Origin of the sequence: Micromonospora sp. NBC_00617, assembly GCF_045161355.1 — a bacterium.
GTDB lineage: Bacteria > Actinomycetota > Actinomycetes > Mycobacteriales > Micromonosporaceae > Micromonospora.
The window spans coordinates 2,472,974-2,489,552 of sequence record NZ_CP107751.1 but is presented as its reverse complement, the minus strand read 5'-3'; the positions used below and the strand labels follow the sequence as shown (position 1 = coordinate 2,489,552).

General features: G+C 74.3%; 20 protein-coding genes. 13 read left to right on the top strand and 7 right to left on the bottom strand.

Going from position 1 to position 16,579, the window contains the following annotated elements; genetic code table 11:
• Window positions 1-140 precede the first annotated feature (140 nt).
• Window positions 141-632 (top strand): DUF2231 domain-containing protein, encoded by a 492-nt coding sequence (locus tag OG505_RS11390; RefSeq protein WP_405433058.1) that lies wholly within the window; start codon window positions 141-143, stop codon window positions 630-632.
• 58 nt (window positions 633-690) lie between these two features.
• Window positions 691-1,461, top strand: coding sequence for a class I SAM-dependent methyltransferase (locus tag OG505_RS11385; protein ID WP_405433056.1), 771 nt, complete (start codon window positions 691-693; stop codon window positions 1,459-1,461).
• Between the two features lie 24 nt (window positions 1,462-1,485).
• On the opposite strand, the gene OG505_RS11380 is transcribed toward OG505_RS11385, so the two are convergent.
• Together OG505_RS11380 and OG505_RS11375 are read right to left on the bottom strand one after the other, a co-directional pair.
• Complete coding sequence (locus OG505_RS11380; protein ID WP_405433054.1) at window positions 1,486-2,436, bottom strand: DUF3500 domain-containing protein; 951 nt, start codon at window positions 2,434-2,436, stop codon at window positions 1,486-1,488.
• A 32-nt stretch (window positions 2,437-2,468) separates the two neighbouring features.
• Window positions 2,469-2,861: an ankyrin repeat domain-containing protein gene (locus tag OG505_RS11375; protein WP_405433052.1), complete on the bottom strand. Its 393-nt coding sequence runs from the start codon at window positions 2,859-2,861 to the stop codon at window positions 2,469-2,471.
• A 64-nt stretch (window positions 2,862-2,925) separates the two neighbouring features.
• Between OG505_RS11375 and OG505_RS11370 the strand changes: the two genes are divergently transcribed.
• The 9 genes from OG505_RS11370 (at window position 2,926) to OG505_RS11330 (ending at window position 8,763) form a co-directional block, all read left to right on the top strand.
• Window positions 2,926-3,303 carry a signal peptidase I gene (locus tag OG505_RS11370; protein ID WP_354860324.1) on the top strand — a complete coding sequence of 126 codons (378 nt, stop codon included), beginning with the start codon at window positions 2,926-2,928 and terminating at the stop codon, window positions 3,301-3,303.
• A 114-nt stretch (window positions 3,304-3,417) separates the two neighbouring features.
• Complete coding sequence (locus tag OG505_RS11365; protein ID WP_405433051.1) at window positions 3,418-3,873, top strand: cysteine dioxygenase; 456 nt, start codon at window positions 3,418-3,420, stop codon at window positions 3,871-3,873.
• Between the two features lie 44 nt (window positions 3,874-3,917).
• Complete coding sequence (locus OG505_RS11360; RefSeq protein WP_405433049.1) at window positions 3,918-4,406, top strand: rhodanese-like domain-containing protein; 489 nt, start codon at window positions 3,918-3,920, stop codon at window positions 4,404-4,406.
• Window positions 4,407-4,457: 51 nt separating this feature from the next.
• Window positions 4,458-5,018 carry a winged helix-turn-helix domain-containing protein gene (locus OG505_RS11355; RefSeq protein ID WP_405433047.1) on the top strand — a complete coding sequence of 187 codons (561 nt, stop codon included), beginning with the start codon at window positions 4,458-4,460 and terminating at the stop codon, window positions 5,016-5,018.
• Between the two features lie 259 nt (window positions 5,019-5,277).
• Window positions 5,278-5,883, top strand: coding sequence for a winged helix-turn-helix domain-containing protein (locus OG505_RS11350; protein ID WP_405433045.1), 606 nt, complete (start codon window positions 5,278-5,280; stop codon window positions 5,881-5,883).
• A gap of 42 nt (window positions 5,884-5,925) precedes the next feature.
• Complete coding sequence (locus tag OG505_RS11345; protein ID WP_405433044.1) at window positions 5,926-6,570, top strand: uridine kinase; 645 nt, start codon at window positions 5,926-5,928, stop codon at window positions 6,568-6,570.
• A gap of 154 nt (window positions 6,571-6,724) precedes the next feature.
• Entirely contained in the window at window positions 6,725-7,123 is a 399-nt protein-coding gene (locus OG505_RS11340; protein WP_007459738.1) for a TraR/DksA C4-type zinc finger protein, read from the top strand.
• Window positions 7,124-7,171: 48 nt separating this feature from the next.
• Complete coding sequence (locus tag OG505_RS11335) at window positions 7,172-8,044, top strand: DUF72 domain-containing protein (RefSeq protein ID WP_405433043.1); 873 nt, start codon at window positions 7,172-7,174, stop codon at window positions 8,042-8,044.
• A 290-nt stretch (window positions 8,045-8,334) separates the two neighbouring features.
• Window positions 8,335-8,763: a DUF2267 domain-containing protein gene (locus OG505_RS11330; RefSeq protein WP_405433042.1), complete on the top strand. Its 429-nt coding sequence runs from the start codon at window positions 8,335-8,337 to the stop codon at window positions 8,761-8,763.
• 61 nt (window positions 8,764-8,824) lie between these two features.
• Here the strand turns inward: OG505_RS11330 and OG505_RS11325 are convergent, their stop codons facing one another.
• On the bottom strand, window positions 8,825-9,604 hold the full coding sequence (locus OG505_RS11325) for a DUF72 domain-containing protein (protein ID WP_405433041.1): 780 nt from the start codon (window positions 9,602-9,604) through the stop codon (window positions 8,825-8,827).
• Between the two features lie 157 nt (window positions 9,605-9,761).
• Between OG505_RS11325 and OG505_RS11320 the strand changes: the two genes are divergently transcribed.
• Together OG505_RS11320 and OG505_RS11315 are read left to right on the top strand one after the other, a co-directional pair.
• Window positions 9,762-10,067 carry a hypothetical protein gene (locus OG505_RS11320; protein ID WP_139587876.1) on the top strand — a complete coding sequence of 102 codons (306 nt, stop codon included), beginning with the start codon at window positions 9,762-9,764 and terminating at the stop codon, window positions 10,065-10,067.
• 9 nt (window positions 10,068-10,076) lie between these two features.
• Window positions 10,077-11,372 carry a cupin domain-containing protein gene (locus OG505_RS11315; protein WP_405433039.1) on the top strand — a complete coding sequence of 432 codons (1,296 nt, stop codon included), beginning with the start codon at window positions 10,077-10,079 and terminating at the stop codon, window positions 11,370-11,372.
• Window positions 11,373-11,665: 293 nt separating this feature from the next.
• On the opposite strand, the gene OG505_RS11310 is transcribed toward OG505_RS11315, so the two are convergent.
• From OG505_RS11310 to OG505_RS11295, 4 genes are read right to left on the bottom strand one after another with little or no spacing between them, the layout of a single operon-like run.
• Window positions 11,666-12,124: a CHAT domain-containing protein gene (locus OG505_RS11310; RefSeq protein ID WP_405434467.1), complete on the bottom strand. Its 459-nt coding sequence runs from the start codon at window positions 12,122-12,124 to the stop codon at window positions 11,666-11,668.
• 40 nt (window positions 12,125-12,164) lie between these two features.
• Window positions 12,165-12,827 (bottom strand): hypothetical protein, encoded by a 663-nt coding sequence (locus tag OG505_RS11305; RefSeq protein ID WP_405433038.1) that lies wholly within the window; start codon window positions 12,825-12,827, stop codon window positions 12,165-12,167.
• The gene (locus OG505_RS11300) at window positions 12,824-15,499 is read right to left on the bottom strand and encodes an FtsK/SpoIIIE domain-containing protein (protein ID WP_405433036.1); all 2,676 of its coding nucleotides are present in this window, start codon (window positions 15,497-15,499) and stop codon (window positions 12,824-12,826) included. The genes OG505_RS11305 and OG505_RS11300 overlap by 4 nt, the downstream gene beginning before the upstream one ends.
• On the bottom strand, window positions 15,492-16,577 hold the full coding sequence (locus OG505_RS11295; RefSeq protein WP_405433034.1) for a hypothetical protein: 1,086 nt from the start codon (window positions 16,575-16,577) through the stop codon (window positions 15,492-15,494). Before OG505_RS11295 ends, OG505_RS11300 begins: the two co-directional genes overlap by 8 nt.
• Between the last annotated feature and the right edge of the window lie 2 nt (window positions 16,578-16,579).

Below are 16,579 nucleotides of genomic sequence, written 5' to 3'. Positions count from 1 at the left end.
GTTCGCCCCGCGCCGCGGTCGTGCGGCACCGCCGTGCCCGTTCTCCCGGTCGGCGGCGAGTCGGGCGGTGTCGTTTCGCGCGTCGAGGGGTCGGGTAGCACTCTGGTACTGGTGAGCTGCGCCGACCCTGGGGAGGACCGATGCAGAGCCGGCTGCGGGTGCAGGGGCACCCCATCCAACCGATGCTGGTGACGTTCCCGCTGGGGCTCTTCGTCAGCGCCGCCGTCTTCGACCTCACCGACGTCATCGGCGGGCCGGCCTTTTTCGGTGAGGTCGGCTACTGGACGGGTGTCGCCGCCCTGTTCGCCGCCGCGATGACGGCGGTCGCGGGCATGATCGACCTGTGGGACGTGCCGGTCGACGGCACCCGCCGCACCGCCATCGCCTTCAACCTGGTGAACGCGGCCATGGCGGGCCTGTTCCTGGTCACCTGCCTGGTGCGCGCCCACTCGCCGGACCGGGGCGCGACGGTCGCGATCCTGGCCACCGAGCTGGTCGCGCTGGCCGCCGGTGGGATGGGTGTGCGCCTCGGCGCGCGGCTCATGCGCCAGTTCGACGCGGGCCGGGCCGAGACCGGCAGCCTGGACACCCTCGCCGGTGGCACCGTCGAGGTCGCCCGCCCTCGCCCCTGACCGGGGGCCCGCGAAAACGGATTGCCGCGCGGGTGGCGGGCCGGCGAGGCTGACCGCCATGAGCGCCGAACGTGATGCCGAGGAGTTGATCGCGGAGGCGGCCGCCGCGCCGGTCGACGGCTGGGGCTTCGACTGGCTGGCCGGTCGGGCCACCGAGGAACGGCCACCCTGGGGGTACGCCGGGTTGGTCGCCGAACGGATGGCGCGCGCCGACGCCGCGCTGGACGTGGACACCGGCGGCGGCGAGGTGCTGGCCGAGATTCCGTACCCGCCGAAGGTGTTGGTGGCGACCGAGGCGTGGCCGCCGAACGTCGAGGTCGCTCGGCGGACCCTGCGCCCCCTTGGAGCGACGGTGGTGGCGGTCGCCTCCGACTCGGCGCTGCCGTTCCGGGACGGGTCCTTCGACCTGGTGGTCAGCCGGCACCCGGTGCGCACCGACTGGGCCCAGACGGCCCGGGTGCTGCGCCCCGGCGGCACGTACCTGTCTCAGCAGATCGGTCCGGGCACCATGCGTGAGCTGAGCGAGGCGATCCTCGGCCCGCTGCCTCCGCCGGACGGGCGGCACCCCGCGACCGCGGTCGCCGCGGCCGAGGCCGCCGGGCTGCGGGTGGTCGACCTGCGCCGGGCCACGCTGCGCGCGGCCTTTCACGACATCGGCGCGGTCGTCTGGTTCCTGCGCAAGGTGGTTTGGACGGTGCCGGACTTCACGGTGGACCGCTACCGCCCCGAACTGCTCGCCCTGCACCGCCGCATCACCGCCGAGGGCGCCTTCGTCGCCCACGCCCGACGTTTCCTCATCGAGGCCACCCGCCCCGCCGCCACGCGCTGACCAGGACGGACCCCGGGGTACGGGTCAGTGCGGGTGGGCCTGGTGGTGGGTCGCCAGGATGTCGGCGCCGAAGTCGCTGGCGGGGCGGCGGAGCACCGTGTGGGCGTGGTTGCCGTCGTCGCTGGTGTTGTCGTACTCGATCAGCAGGTCGTCGCCCTGCACCCGGTAGTAGTGCCGCTGGCCGGGCCTCGTCGGGCCGGCCCAGGCGAAGTGCAGCTGGCCGCCCTCGACGCGGGCCGCCTCCTGGACGGCCAGTTCGGGGGGCAGCCGGTCCAGGTAGAGCGCGACCACCTGGTCGAGCAGCGCGCGGCCGGTCGGGCCGAGCCGGTCGGCGGGCACGCCGAGCGGTTCGAGGGGCCCGTCGACCCGAGCGCGGGTGGCGCTGATGATGTCGGTCGGTGCCTCGTCGGCGATGATCGCGGCGGCCCGCCCGGCCGGCCCGAGCGCGTCGAGCAGGGCGCGGGCCAGGTCCTCCTCGACACCGAGCGGTCGGGAGACGGCGTGCCCGGCGTAGCGCACCGCCGCCGGGTTGGCGCCGAAGAAGATCGGCGCGGGGGAGACCTGGTCGTCGACCACGGTCATGGTCACCGACAGGTGGTGCCCTTCGAGCCGCCACGCCCAGCGGTCGTCGCGGGCCGGGTCACCGAACACGGCGATCCAGTAGTCGCCGCTGTGCCGCCCGCGGCGCCAGCCCTCGGCCCGGTCGAGGACCTCCTCCAGTGCGATGATCGCCATGGCCTGCGCGTACGCCGAGGGGCTGAGGGCGGTGGCCAGCAGTCGGTGCGCGGCCTTGCGCCCGGCGATGTCCAGCTCGGCGAGGCAGACGCCGGGGCGGGGGCGGGGCCGGTACTCCAGCCAGCGCCGGGCCGAGTCGTCGGTGAACGGGTACACGGCGCCGATGCGGGTCGCGGGGTCGAGCGCGGCCAGCAGCGCGGTGCCGGCGGCACGCATCTGTTCGGGCAGGGGATCTTCCACCGACCCTGTATACCGGCCCGTCGGGGGCCGCGTCAGCCGACCCGCAGCAGCGCGGCCATCTCCGGCAGGTCGAAGAACTGCGCGGTCTCGGCCGCCGACGGGGTGCCGTGCGCCGGGTCGGCCCCGGCGGCGAGCAGCGCGCGGACCGCGTCGGTGCTGCTGCGAAAGACCGCGGCGGCGAGTGCGGTCTGACCTCGGTCGTTGGTGCGGGTCTGGTCCGCGCCGCGAGCCAGCAGAGCGGCCACCGTGTCCGGATGGGCGTGGTAGGCGGCCAGGATCAGCAGCGTGTCGCCCTTGTCGTTGGTCAGGTTGACCGGCAGGCCGGCGTCGACCTGGGCGGCGAGCTCCTCGGTGGAGCCCGCGCGGGCCAGGTCGAACATCCGGTGCGCGAACGCCAGGGTCTCGGCGTCAAGGTCATCGGTCACCGGTCCAGGGTAGTCGCCGAGGTCCTGATAGGTTGCTCGGCCGGCGCGGTGGGGGAGGGGTCCGATGGGTGAGACGGTCTACGTGGGCAACGCGGGCGTCGACGGCGTCGGTAACGGTGGCTGGCTGCTCGGGCACTTCGCGCCGCCGGACGAGATCCGGCACAGCACCGACGTCGAGGTGAAGTGGGGCGTGCATCCGCCCGGGGAGGCCCGCGCACGGTGGGCGACCGGTGAGCGTCGGACCACCCTGCTGGTGCTGGTCGACGGGTGCTTCCGGGTGGAGCTGCCGGACCGGACGGTCCGGTTGGCCGCACCCGGCGACTACGTGGTGTGGGCGCGGGGAGTGGATCACTCCTGGTACGCGGAGCGCGCCTCGGTGGTGCTGACCGTGCGGTGGCCGTCGCTGCCCGGCTACCGGGTGGGCCCGCCGGTGCTGCGCTGAGCCCGAGCGGTCGCCTGAGCTCCTCTCGGCATGTGGAATTACCTACTAAACCTATAGGGTTTGCCGGCTAGAGTACGGGGGCACCCCGCCGAACGACCCGCTGAGGAACCACCGATGACCCACGATCGCCCGGCCCCCGACCTGCTCGCCGTCGCCGCCCGGTGGGCCGACCCGGCCGGCTGGCCGGTCCCGCTACGCTTCGATCCCGCCGAGCGCTGGTACGCCCGACTCGCCACCGCCGACGACCACGAGGTGTGGGCCCTGAGCTGGCTGCCCGGCCAGGGCACCGACCTGCACGACCATGGCGGTTCCGCCGGCGCGTTCCGGGTGGTCGCCGGCGCCCTCACCGAGGAGACGGTCAGCCGTGCGGCGCTGCGCCCTCGGCTGCTGCCCGCCGGCGCCGCCCGCCGCTTCGGCCCCCGCCACGTCCACCGGGTCACCAACCGCGGCCCGCTGCCGGCGGTCAGCGTGCACGTCTACCGGCCGGCGCTGCGCCGGATGACCCGCTACGACCTGCTCGACGGGCGCCTGCGGGCCGCCGAGGTCGCCGAGGCCGGCCGGTCCTGGTGAGTCACTCGTTCGCACCGCCCTCTCGTCACCGGAAGGAATCGATAATGCAGGTCACCGCCGAACACTGTCCGGCACCCGTGCCACCGCCGGGCTCCCGGGGCATCGACGAGCTCCTCGCCGCCGCGCGAGCCCGGCTCGACCGACTGGACCCGGAGCGGGCACACCTGGCGCACCGGGCCGGCGCGTTGCTGGTCGACATCCGCCCCGCCGCCCAGCGCGCCGCGCACGGCGTCGTGCCCGGCTCGCTCACGGTCGAGCGCAACGTGCTCGAGTGGCGCTTCGACCCGCGTTGCCCGGCCCGACTGCCCGAGGCGGTCGACTACGACGTGCCGGTGGTGATCATCTGCCAGGAGGGCTACACCTCGTCGCTGGCCGCCGCCGCGTTGCAGGACATCGGCCTGCACCGGGCGACCGACGTCGACGGCGGGTTCGCCGCCTGGCGCATCGCCGGCCTGCCGGCGCTCGGCCCCACCCCGCTGCACCGCGCATCCCCCCTCGCGCCTCCGGTCACCGCCGGCTGGACGCGCCGCTGACCCCCACGCCGCACCAGGCGTGGCGGGCGTACCGCCATCTCAGGAGGCACGATGTCCGTCGTCGCGATCCCCACCCGTCCCTACTCGCCGGGTCACCCGGGCCGGGCCGCCGTCCGCCCGCGTACCGGCCCGACCCTGACCATCACCCTCGACCTGGCCCCCGGGCCGATGAGCCCCCGGTTGGCCCGACTGGTGCAGCTGCTCGGCGAGCTGGCAGAGGCCGGGGAGGGTCGGCTGCGCCCCGCCGACGACGTGCCGTCGACGCCGCGCCCGCTGTCGCGCCCCGCCGCCGCCGAGGTGCCCGGCGCCGACACCGACGTGCGCATCCTGGCCGGCTCGCGGGTGGTCCGCCGCGGCGACCGGGTGGTCGCGCTCACCCGCATCGAGTACGACCTGCTGCTCTTCCTCGCCGAGCGCCCGCACCGGGTCTTCACCCGCCTCCAGTTGCTGTCGAACGTGTGGGGCTACGAACACGCCGTGGCCCGCACCGTGGACGTGCACGTGAGGCGGCTGCGCGCCAAACTGCCCGGAGCGGAGGTGATCACAACCGTCTACGGGGTTGGTTACCGGCTGGGCGACGAGGCGCGGATCGGCGTCGACCACACCCGCTGAGCAGCGCTCGGGCGGCGGTCCGCAGGCGACGGCGATGGCATGGTGAACAGGACGGGGACCCCCGTATCGGGGCATCCTGGCGGCTCTGCTGTAATCATCTGGCTTCGTACGCAGAGCGAGCATCTGGCTCCGATGCGTTCGTCAATTGTCACATTCATGCAACGCAGCCGCCTCTTGACCCTCGCCCGGGCGCCGGGAAGCATCGATGAAGCGGCGTCCCGGGCCGTGGGGAGATACCCGGACCAGCCCAAGGAGGACCATGTCGGTCAGCCCCGCCTCGTCGCGCGCCGGATGGCATACGTCCCAACCCTCGGTGCCCGGTCGGCCTCCCGGCGGCCAACGCCGCCCGGCGAACACCGCCGCGCCGATGCTCACCGTGACGCTGTCCATCCCGCTGGCCTGCGAGGAGTCGCTGACCCCGCCGGCCCGGCGGCTGCTCGAAGCCGCGCGCGAGATGCTGGAGCGGGGCGAGGGCGTGATCACCAGCTCCGTTCCGGCCGAGCGTCGCGCCGACGGGGTGCCGGCCAACCGGGCGCCCGCCCGAGCCCTCACCCCGACGATCCCCGCCCTGCACATCCTCGCGTCGTCCCGGTCGGTGCTGCGCGACGACGAGCCGCTGCCGCTGACCCGGCTGGAGTTCGACCTCCTGCTGCATCTGGTCGCCCACCCCCGCCGGGTGTTCACCCGGCTGCAACTGCTCAACGCCGTCTGGGGCTATGAGCACGCCGGCGTCCGCACCGTCGACGTGCACGTGCGCCGCCTGCGCGGCAAGGTCGGCGTGGACGTTCCCCTGGTCACCACCGTCTACGGCGTCGGTTACCGGCTGGCCGACGACGCCCGCGTCACCGTCGACCGCACCGGCTGACCGTCCGACGACCGCCCCTGCGGCGCGGGGCAGGATGGTTCGGTGCGCATCCGTCCCATCTCGCCCGACCTGCTCGTCGCCGAACTGACCGACCGGCTCGACGACGCCTCCCACACCGTCGAGGCCGCCCGGCTGCGCGTGGCGATCGACGGCGCCCCCGCCGCAGGCCCGGACGAACTGGCCGCCGCGCTGGTCGACCCGCTGCGCGCCCGAGGCCGCCCGGTCCTGCACGTACGCGCCGCCGACTTCCTCCGACCCGCGTCGCTGCGCTTCGAACTCGGCCGCCGCAACCCGGACGCCTACTACGAGGGCTGGAACGACGAGGCCGGCCTGCGCCGTGAGGTGCTCGACCCGGCCGGCCCCGGCGGCGACGGGCGGGTGCTGCCGTCACTGTGGGACGCCACCGCCGACCGGGCCAGCCGCGCCCGATACGTCGACCTGCCACCCGGCGGCGTGGTCCTGGTCAGCGGCGCGCTCCTGCTCGGTGGGGCGCTGCCCTTCGACGTGACCGTCCACCTTCAGCTGTCCCCGGCGGCGCTGCGCCGCCGCACCGAACCGGCCGACGAGTGGACCCTGCCGGCCTTCGACCGCTATGCCGAGGAGGTGGTCCCCGCCAGCTTCGCCGACGTGGTGGTACGCGTCGACGACCCCCGTCACCCCGCGCTCGTGCAGGCCGGCGACAGCTGAGAAATCGTCGGTTTGCGTGCCACGCCCTGCGGGTACTCGCCCGGCTCACAGAGCGCGGGTGACCGCCCGCGTACCGGATGCGACCGTTGACCGGGGCCCACGCCGCCGGCACCCGGTTCACCTTGAGCCATCAGGCCAGGAAAGGCAGGCAGCGATGCTCGTCCACGACACTGTCGGTACGGGCCGATCCCAGACGGAGATCGACCAGATCCGGCACTCCCTACAGGCGCGCTACGACGAGCTGACCGCCGAGTACGAGCAGGCCGTGCTGCAGAGCCAGGTGCTGCGTCTGGTGGAGGTCGGTGACACCGCCGGCGACGACCAGGCCGACAGCGGCACCAAGACGGCCGAGCGCGACACCGCGCAGTCCCTGCTGCGGACCATCCTCGACCGGCGCACGCAGTACGAGCACGCCCTGGGCCGCCTCGCCGAGGGCACGTACGGCTGGTGCGAGGGCTGCTCGGCGGCGATCCCGGTGGAGCGCCTGGAGATCTTCCCGGCCGCGACCACCTGCGTGACCTGCAAGCAGACCCGCGAGCGGCGGGCGGCCTGAGCGACGGCAGCGGTTGCCGGTCGGTCCACGACACGATGGACTTCCCCCATGGGTGACATCCTGGTGGGCACCGCGTCCTGGACCGACCGCACACTGCTCGACTCGGGCTGGTATCCCCAGACCGCGGACAACCCGGAGAAGCGCCTGGCGTACTACGCCCGGCAGTTTCCGCTGGTCGAGGTGGACGCGACCTACTACTCACCGCCCGCCGAGGCGACCGCACGGCTGTGGGCCGAGCGCACCCCGGCCGGCTTCACGTTCAACATCAAGGCATTCAGCCTGCTCACCGGGCATCCCACCCGGGTCGGCGCGCTCTACAAGGACCTGCGGCCGGAGACGGACAAGAAGAACGTCTACCCCGACGACCTGCCCGCGCAGGCGTACGAGGAGGTCTGGACGCGCTTTCTGTCCGCGCTGGACCCGCTGGTCGAGGCGGGCAAGCTCGGTGCCCTGCTGTTCCAGTTCCCGCCCTGGTTCACGATCAAGCGGGCCAACAAGCAGTACCTGCTGGAGGTGGCGAAGCGCTGCGCGCCGCTGCGACCGGTCTACGAGTTCCGCCACGCGTCCTGGTTCGACGGCGACAACGCCGACGAGACCCTCGCCTTCCTCCGCGAGCACCGACTGTCGTACGTCTGCGTGGACATGCCGCAGGGCCACCGCTCGTCGGTGCCCCCGGTGCTGGCCGCCACCGGCGACCTCGCGGTGATGCGCTTTCACGGCCACAGTGACAAGTGGACCAGCAAGGACATCCACGAGAAGTTCGGCTACCACTACTCGAAGCGGGAGCTGGCCGACTGGGCGCCGAAGCTGCGCGAGCTGGCCGACTCCGCCGGGCAGACCCACGTCCTCATGAACAATTGTTACCGCGACTACGCCCAGACCAACGCGAGAACCCTCGCGGGTCTCCTCGACGCCGGCTGACCTCACCCGATCCGGGTGGGGCCGGCTCACCCGCCCGACCGGCACGGTGGACACGGTGGGTACGGCCGCACGGAGGTGGCCGACGCCGGAGACGACACGGAGGTGACGGGGGATGACGGTTCGAGTGGTGACGGATCGACGGCGGGGCGCCGTCCTGCACGTGGTCGGCACGCCCGACAACACTCGGCGCGCGCCACAGGGCACCCCGGTACGGGCCCGCCGCGGCCCGGTGGGGCCGCCGCGACGCGCCGACGACCGACGGTGGGACACGACGGAACGGGGGTCGACCGATGGCTGAAGCGATGATCTCCGCTTTCGAGAGCTCGCTGGACAAGACGAACCTGATTCTCAAGGACATCGAGAGCGCCTACGGGTGGCCGAAGGAGCAGCGCAACCAGTCGTACGCGGCGCTGCGTACCGTGCTGCACCTGCTGCGTGACCGATTGCCGGTCAACGAGAGCGTCGAGTTCGCCCAGCAGTTGCCGGTGCTGGTTCGGGGGATCTACTTCGACGGCTGGAACCCGTCCGACGTGCCGATCAAGCTCAACCGCGACGACTTCCTCTACGAGGTCCGCCAGGGCTTCCCGTATGACGTCGAGGGCGGCGCGGAGCGGGTGACGCAGGTGGTGCTGGACACCCTGCGTCGGCACGTCACCCAGGGTGAGTGGCAGGACGTGAAGGCCACCATGCCGAAGGATCTCGCCACGTTCATGCCGTGAGGGCCGTGACGCCGGGAGGCCGTGACACCGTGAGCCCGCCCGACGATGCCGTCGGGCGGGCTCAGTGCTCGGAGGTGTCCGCCTCGGTGGCGGAGGGCACCCGCGACACCTGACGACCGGCGCTGCGGGCCAGCGCCACGAAGGCGACGGCGTCGGTGACGGCCGCGCCGCCGGGGTCGTTGTTGAAATAGACGTACGCCGGCTCGTCCGCGCCGAACGCGTCGGTGAGCCGGCGGACCCACGAGCCGAGCGCGGTACGCCCGTAGTGCGGCCACGGTGTGGCCCGTCCCTCGTGCAGCCGCAGGTAGCCGAAGTCGGTGGTACGCCAGCGGGGTGCCACCGGACGACCGAGGCGATCCGCCCAGACCAGCGCGGCCCGCCGCCGTTCCAGGACGGCACGTGTCGCGTCGGTCCACCATGACGGGTGCCGCGGCTCGACAGCCACCCGCACCTGCGCCGGGAACAGCCGCAGTGTCGCGTCGAGCGCGTCGACGTCCGCCCGCAGGTTCGGTGGCAGTTGCAGCAGCACCGGCCCGAGCCGGTCACCGAGGGCGGTGGCCCGGCCGAGGAACCGGGCCACCGGCTCGGCCGGCTCCCGCAGACGCTTGATGTGGGTGAGGTAGCGGCTCATCTTCACCGCCACGCAGAAATCCTCCGGGGTCCGCGCCCGCCACGCGGCGAACGTCTCCCGCTCCGGCAGCCGGTAGAAGGCGTTGTTGACCTCGACGGTGGCGAAGCCCGCCGCGAAGTGCTCCAACCAGAGTCGCTGCGGCAGCCCCTGCGGGTAGAAGCGGCCCCGCCAGTCCCGGTACTGCCAGCCCGACGTGCCCACCAGGATCACCTCCCCATCCTGACACCGACCGCCACCGCCCGCGAACCGCCCGTGTCGCCCCAGTTCGGCGTCTACGGTGTGGGTTAGAGAAGATCGCGCGTGGGGTACCACCCGCAGCACGACGGACCCCGGCGCACGGCGGGGCGGCACACCCGAGGGAGTACCGATGGCACTCAACGACGATGACATGCAGACCACGGGCGGCGGCGGCCTGGAGGGTCCGGCCGATGGTGGCGCGACCCCGGGTCACCAGGACGGTGGCGCTGACGGTGGCGCGGAGGGTCCGGCCGATGGTGGCGCGACCCCGGGCCAGCAGGACGGTGGCGCTGACGGTGGCGCGGAGGGTCCGGCCGATGGTGGCGCGACCCCGGGCCAGCAGGACGGTGGCGCTGACGGTGGCGCGGAGGGTCCGGCCGATGGCGGTGCGACCCCGGGCCAGCAGGACGGCGGCGCTGACGGCAGCGCCCGGTAGCGGCACGTCATGACGTACCTCGACCCGCCGGGCGGCCACGGCCGCCCGGCGGTTCCGTCCGTGGCCCCCGACGGCATGTCGGCCGCGGCGACCGCCGCGCTGGCGCGTTGCGTCTCGGTCGAGCCGGCCAAGTTCGCCGCCGCGCAGTGGGGCCACACCCCGCTGCTGTCCCGCGCCGCCGAGCTGCCCGACCCGGCCGGTTTCACCGACCTGTTCAGCCCGGACGACGCCGACGAGCTGCTCAGCCGACGCGGTCTGCGTACCCCCTTCCTGCGCGTCGCCAAGGACGGCCAGCTCGTCCCGGCGGCGCGGTGGACCGGCGGCGGTGGCGCCGGCGCGGAGGTCGGCGACCAGGTGCTGGACGAGCGGATCCTGGAGCAGTACGCCGGTGGAGCCACCCTGGTGGTGCAGGGCCTGCACCGGATCTGGCCGCCGCTTGTCGACTTCGCCCGCGACCTGGGCCTCGCGCTCCGCCAGCCGTTGCAGGTCAACGCCTACCTCACCCCGGCGGGCAGCCAGGGCTTCGCCACCCACTACGACACCCACGACGTGTTCGTGCTCCAGGTGGACGGTCGCAAACACTGGCGGATCCACCCGCCGGTGCTGCCCGACCCGTTGGAGAAGCAGCCCTGGGGCGGCCGCGCCGACGAGGTCGGCGCCACCGCGCAGGGCCCCGCCGCGCTGGACGTGGTGCTCGCCCCCGGCGACGCCCTCTACCTGCCGCGCGGCTGGCTGCACAGCGCGCAGGCCCAGGACGCCAGCTCACTGCACCTGACCGTGGGCATCCGCGCGCTGACCCGCTACGCGCTCGTCGAGGAGCTGCTCGCGCTGGCCGCCGAGGACCAGCGGCTGCGTGCCAGCCTGCCGTTCGGCACCGACGTGGCCGACCCCGACGCCATCGAACCGGAGCTGACCGAGACCGTGGAGGCGCTGCGCGACTGGCTGCTGCGGGCCGACCCGGGCGCGGTCGCCGCGCGGCTCCGCCAGCGCGCCTGGCCGGCGGCCCGCCCGGCGCCGATCCGTCCGCTCGCCCAGGCCGGCGCGCTGGCCACGCTGGACGCCGACTCCCGGCTCGTCCTGCGGCCGGGCCTGCGGTGGCAACTCGCACCACACGGCGACGGCCAGGTGGCGCTGCGGCTGTTCGACCGCACGATCACGCTGCCCGCCGACTGCGAGCCGGCGACCCGCGCGCTGCTCAGCGGCGCCGCAACCCGGGTCGGCGACCTTCCGGGCCTGCCCGACGACGCCGACCGCGTCACCCTGGCCCGCCGCCTGCTGCGCGAGGCCGTCCTCGTGCCGGCCTGAGTGCCGCTGGATGGCCGAGCCGGGCGGACGTGTTGAGGAGCGATATACCGCAGAGTCATGTTGATGACTCTCCGGTATATCGCTCACCGGCCGCACTCGATCGAGGAGGGTGACCGACAGTGACCGCCTCGGGCAGGCTGCTAGGCGCGCAGGTCCCGGCCCTCGTCGGTCGCCGAGATGCCAGCCTGCTTCACCGCGTTCTGCACCGCCGACACCAGTTCCCCGACCGGCATGCCGTCGTCGGTCACGTTCACGGTCTTATCGCCTCTCTAGGTGAGTGGAACCGTCGACGGTCAGACGACGGCCGTGGCGTACGGGTCGCCGTAGACGGTGTAGGCGAGCCAGGTGGGGTCGAGCGGATCGTCCTGCCGTTCCCGGCGGGCGGCCAGCGCTGCGGCGCCGAGGGTGGCCCCGCCGGCGGACGACCGGTAGAACGCGGTGGCGAAGCGAGCCGAGCTGTCAGACCGCACCGCCCACAGGATCCCCACGAACGCCCCCGCGCCGGATGACATGAACTGCTGGGCCCAGCCGAGCATCCGGGTGTACGTCGGGGCGACGCCAGCGCTGCGGCAGGCGTTGATGAACACCAACGGACCGGCCTCCTGGAGGAGCTTGCGAATACCGGCCTCGGCCAGCAGTGCAGGCTTGAACCGGCCGCCGTCCATCTCGATGAAGGACCCGTCGGGAGAGAACGTGTTGTGGCAGGCGAAGTGGGTCGCGCCCAGGCCCCCGGAGTTGATCAGAGCGAGCAGCTCCTCCGCGCTATGTGACCGACCATCGCATCGAATGACGTCAGCGGCCGAGGGTCAGCAGCAGGACCGTCGTGACCAGTCCGGCGCCGAGCACCACCATGATCGGTCGGGGGCCGAGCATCGCGTGCCGGCGGTCGGCCAGCGCCCGCGCCGGCGCGAGGCCGATCAGCGGCCCGAGCAGCGTCACCACCAGCGCCAGCACCGGCATCCCGACCGCCAGGTCGCCGCCGTACCCGACGCCGAGCGCCCGCGCGCCGACGCCCAGCGCGTACCCGAGCACCGCGCCGCCCACCCCGCACAGCGCCAGCAACGGGTTGACCGAGCCCGGCAGCTCACCCGGCTGCCCGGCACGGTTGAGCAGGTCACGGACCCGGCCGAGGAGCACCGCCGGGTCACCGGGGGCACTGCCGTTGGCCGGCACGGGCGGTCCGCCGAGACGACGGGCGCCCAGCCGGGCACGGGCCTGTTGCCACAGGTGCGCCACCTCGGCGTCGACCCGTTCCTGCTCCTCGCGGGCGTCGACCAGCTCCTGCTCGGCACGTCGTACCTCGGCGACGGCCTCGTCGACCGCGCGCTCGGCCGCCGCGCACTGCCGCTCGTACCAGGTGTGCGCCTCGGCGCGCTGTTCGCGCACCCGCGCGGTCAGTTCGGCGAGCCGTCGTAGCTGCGCCGTGTACGTCTCACTGGCCACCGGTTCGTTCATCTCGACGGTCCGTAGGGGATGATCACGTGACCGGTGCGGTGCACGGCCCGGTCGAAGAAGAGTCCGCGCCACGGGCGGGGATACCAGTCCGGGCCGCCGGTGCCCGGGTAGAGCGATGCGCCCAGCTCGCCGCCGTGCGCGTCCAACGCCACCCAGGCCCCGATCTGGTCGGTGCGGGCGGCGGGACCACCCAGGTCGGCGCGCATCCGCGCCACCCCCCGCCACCAGGCCAGCACGTGGGTACGCCGCTCCGGACCGTCGTGCAGGATCCGACGGAGCTGCTCCAGGCCGGTACGCTGTCCGGCCCGGGCCGCCAGCGCCCCGGCTGCCGCATCGACCGCGAACAGCAGCAGGTAGTGCGGGCTGCCCGTGCTGGACAGCCCGTCGGCCGTCTCGGTCATCAACTCACCGACGGTCTCCTCGTCGTACCAGGCGGCATCGTCGGCAAGGTCGTCGTAGAGCGAGCGGGCGATGCTGTCGGCGTCCGGGTCGAGGCAGGCGATGGAGAAGCGGGCGGTGCCCGGCGGGTGCTGGCGGGCCAACGACCGGGCCGCCGCGTCCAGCACCGCGCACGCCTCGTCCACCCGCGTGCCGAGCACCGCCAGGTTGCGCCCGGGCGCGCGGGGCAGCCGCAGCGCCGCCGAACGCGCCTGCACGTCGATGATCTCGCCGAGCAGGGCCACCGGGTTACGCGGCGCGCGGCCGTCCGCCGGGGCTTCGAGGGCCCGGAAGTCGGGGGCATCGGTCAGCCGAGGGATCGCGTCACCGTCGAAGAGTCGGGCCGGGGCCGCGTCGGGCGGACGCATCCGCCACAGGCGGTGTTGCAGGCCGCTCCACGTCTCCCAGTCGCTGGCGGCTGGAATCCGGGCAACCTCGTTGCCCTCGACCATGCCCGACTCGGCGTTGACCACCGCGTGCCAGCGCGGCAGTGACTGCGCCGCGTCGTTGCGCTCGGCGAGGATCCGCAGCGCCTTGGGCAGCGCGATCCGCAGGGCGAACTGGGCCACCAGCGCGGGACGCCCCCACAGCGCCTCGATGCCCCGTACGTCCTGGGAGGCGAGCACCAGGTGGATGCCCTGCGAACGGCCGCGGCGGGCCAGGTCCTCCAACAGGTCGGCGGCCTCCCGGGCCACCACGTCACGCCCGGCCAGCAGCATCTGGAACTCGTCGACCACCGCGACGATCCGCGGCCAGTGCCCGGTCGGGTCCACCGCGCGTAGCTCGGCGAGCTTGGTGACCTCGTGCTTCTTGGCCGCGTCGGCCCGCCGCCGCAGCTCCTCGGCGAGGAAGCGCAGCAACGCCAGCCCGAACTCCCGGTCGGTGTTGACGTTGATCCCGACCAGGCGCATGTGCGGCAGCCAGCTCGGGTCACGCCGGCCCTGCGCGAACCGGGCGAAGGACACGCCCTCCTTGAAGTCCAGCAGGTAGAACTCCAGCTCGGCGGGGGAGTAGCGGGCCGCGAGCGCGCCGATCCACGCGAAGATCAGGTTCGTCTTGCCGGTGCCGGACGGGCCCCCGATGAGGGCGTGCGGCGGATAGTCGGCGAGCGTCAGGCGTACCGGCCGGCCCTGCGGTCCCTCGCCGATCGGCACGGTCAGACCGTCCGCCGAGTTCTCCCGCCACATCAGCTCCGGTGGCGGCAACAGGTCGTCGAACGGTGTCGGCGGCGGGCCGGCGTTCACCTGGGCGGCGACCTCACGGCAGGTCTCGGTGACCAGCGTCGACGGCGGCGGCGGGTCCAGCCGCACCGACAGGCCCGACGGGCCGCCGATGCGGGCGCCCGACGCGTCCGCCACCACCCGGGTCACCGTCGGGTCGTCGGGCAGCGCCACGCCACGGACCACCAGGTGCACCCCGCAGGCGGCACCGGCGCGGACCACCCGGTCGAGCTGCCCGCGCTCGTGCCGGTTCAACTCGTCGCCGCCGAGCAGCACCGCCACCCGCCACGGCTCGGGGCGGCGGCCGGTCACCGAGGCCAGCTCCCGCAGGGACCCGTACTCGCCGGCCAGCACCGTCTCGTTGATCCGCCGGATCTGTTCGACCAGGTCGTCCAGGAGGGGGCCCAACCCGCCGGGGCCGACGAAGGTGAGCAGCCCCGCCGTGCCCAGCGGCGCGAACCCGGCCAGGCCGCCGCCGAGGTGCTCCGGGTCGTACCCGATCAGTCGTACCCCACCGGGGTCGGCGCGGCCGACGGCCCGCAGCAGCAGCGCGGACACCATGGCGTCGCAGCCGGCGCGGTCGTCCCCGGACAGGTGGACGTGCCCGGCGTCGAGCAGCGGCACCAGCGCGGGCACCGGGTCGACGTCGTCGAGCCGGACCGTGCCGACGCGCAGCGCGCCGGGCAGCTCGGCCCGGCGCAGGGGCGTGGGCGTCCAGCCCGGCCAGTCGGCGCCGGCGCAGCCGGGCGCCTCCCGGCGGGCGGCGTCGGCGGCGTGGCGGGCCAGCTCCGCGATGCGGGTGGCGTGCCGGGCGTCGATCTCGGCGAGGCGACGGTCGCGCTGGCCGCCCACCCGCTCGGGTACGGCGGCGGCGGCCCGGCGGACCCGGGCGAGCCGCTCGCGCCCGGCGCTCAGGTCGGCCTGCGCCGCCGACAGTCGGGTACGGGTGGCGCCCAGCGCCTCGGCGAGGGAGTCCCGGACCCGGGTGGCGAGCTGCCCGCGCCGGTCAGCCATCGGAGCCCCGGCGTGCCGGCGCGTCCCGCCACGGACTGCCCGTGCGGGGCGGCACGACCCCACCCGACGCCTGCCCGCCCGCCTCGCGGGGACGCGGACCGGCGGCACGTCTGTCGCTCGGGCGTGGGCTCGCGCCGCTGTCGCGTGGACCGCCGGAGCGCGGGGCGTCGGCGCGTTTGTCGTCGCGGCGCGGACTCGGGTTCGCGCCGCCGGTGTTCGGCTCGGCGGCGGCCTGCGGCGTTCCCGTGGGCAGGTCCCGGCCCAGCCGGGCGAGCAGCAGCCCGGCCGTCACGCCGGCGGCCACCGCGGAGTCGGCGGCGTGCGGCGGCTCCCCGGACGACCGTGGCGGTGGCATCCGGCAGACCCGGGTCAGCAGCGTCTCCAGCACCGGCGGCGGCAACCCGGGCAGCAGGTCTCGCACCCGGCCGTCCAGCTCCCCGCGCAGCCGGCCGAGGTCCGTGGCGCGGGGCGGGTGCCCCAGCAGCTCACCGGCCAGCTCGCGCAGCAACGGTGGCGCGAGCGCCGCCATGCCGAGGCCCACGTCGGCCGACGCGCGGCGCAGCTCGGTCCGCAGTCGGTCGCGGTCACCGGCGCGTACGCCGCGCACGACCCGGCGCAGCAGCTCCGCAGAGTCGCGGAGCCGCTCGTCGGGCTCGTCGCCGTCGGTGTCGCGCCCGCCGGTCAGCTCCGCCACCCGTACGGACCACCAGCGACGCATCCGTACCTGCTCCGGCCGCTCCGGCGCCACGGTGGTGGGCCCGTCCGACGGCGCGTCGTCGTGGCGCGGGTCGCGCTGCTGCGGGCGGGGTGGCGGGGCGCCGTCGGCGGCCAGCCCGATCGCGGCCAGATACGCCGACAGCTGCTCCTGCGCCACCCGCAGCGCGTAGTTGGCGCTCTCGGCGTGCTCGGTCGCGGCGGACAGCTCGGGCACCCCCATCGGGTTGGCCGACTCCTGCCGTACCCAACGCAACCGTTCCGCGGCCAGGCCGAACTTCTCCAGGGCCTGCCCGAGCAGGCCCACCGGGAACTCCTCGCTGGCCGCGCGGACCTGGCCGCCGATGTCCTCGATGATGGACACGG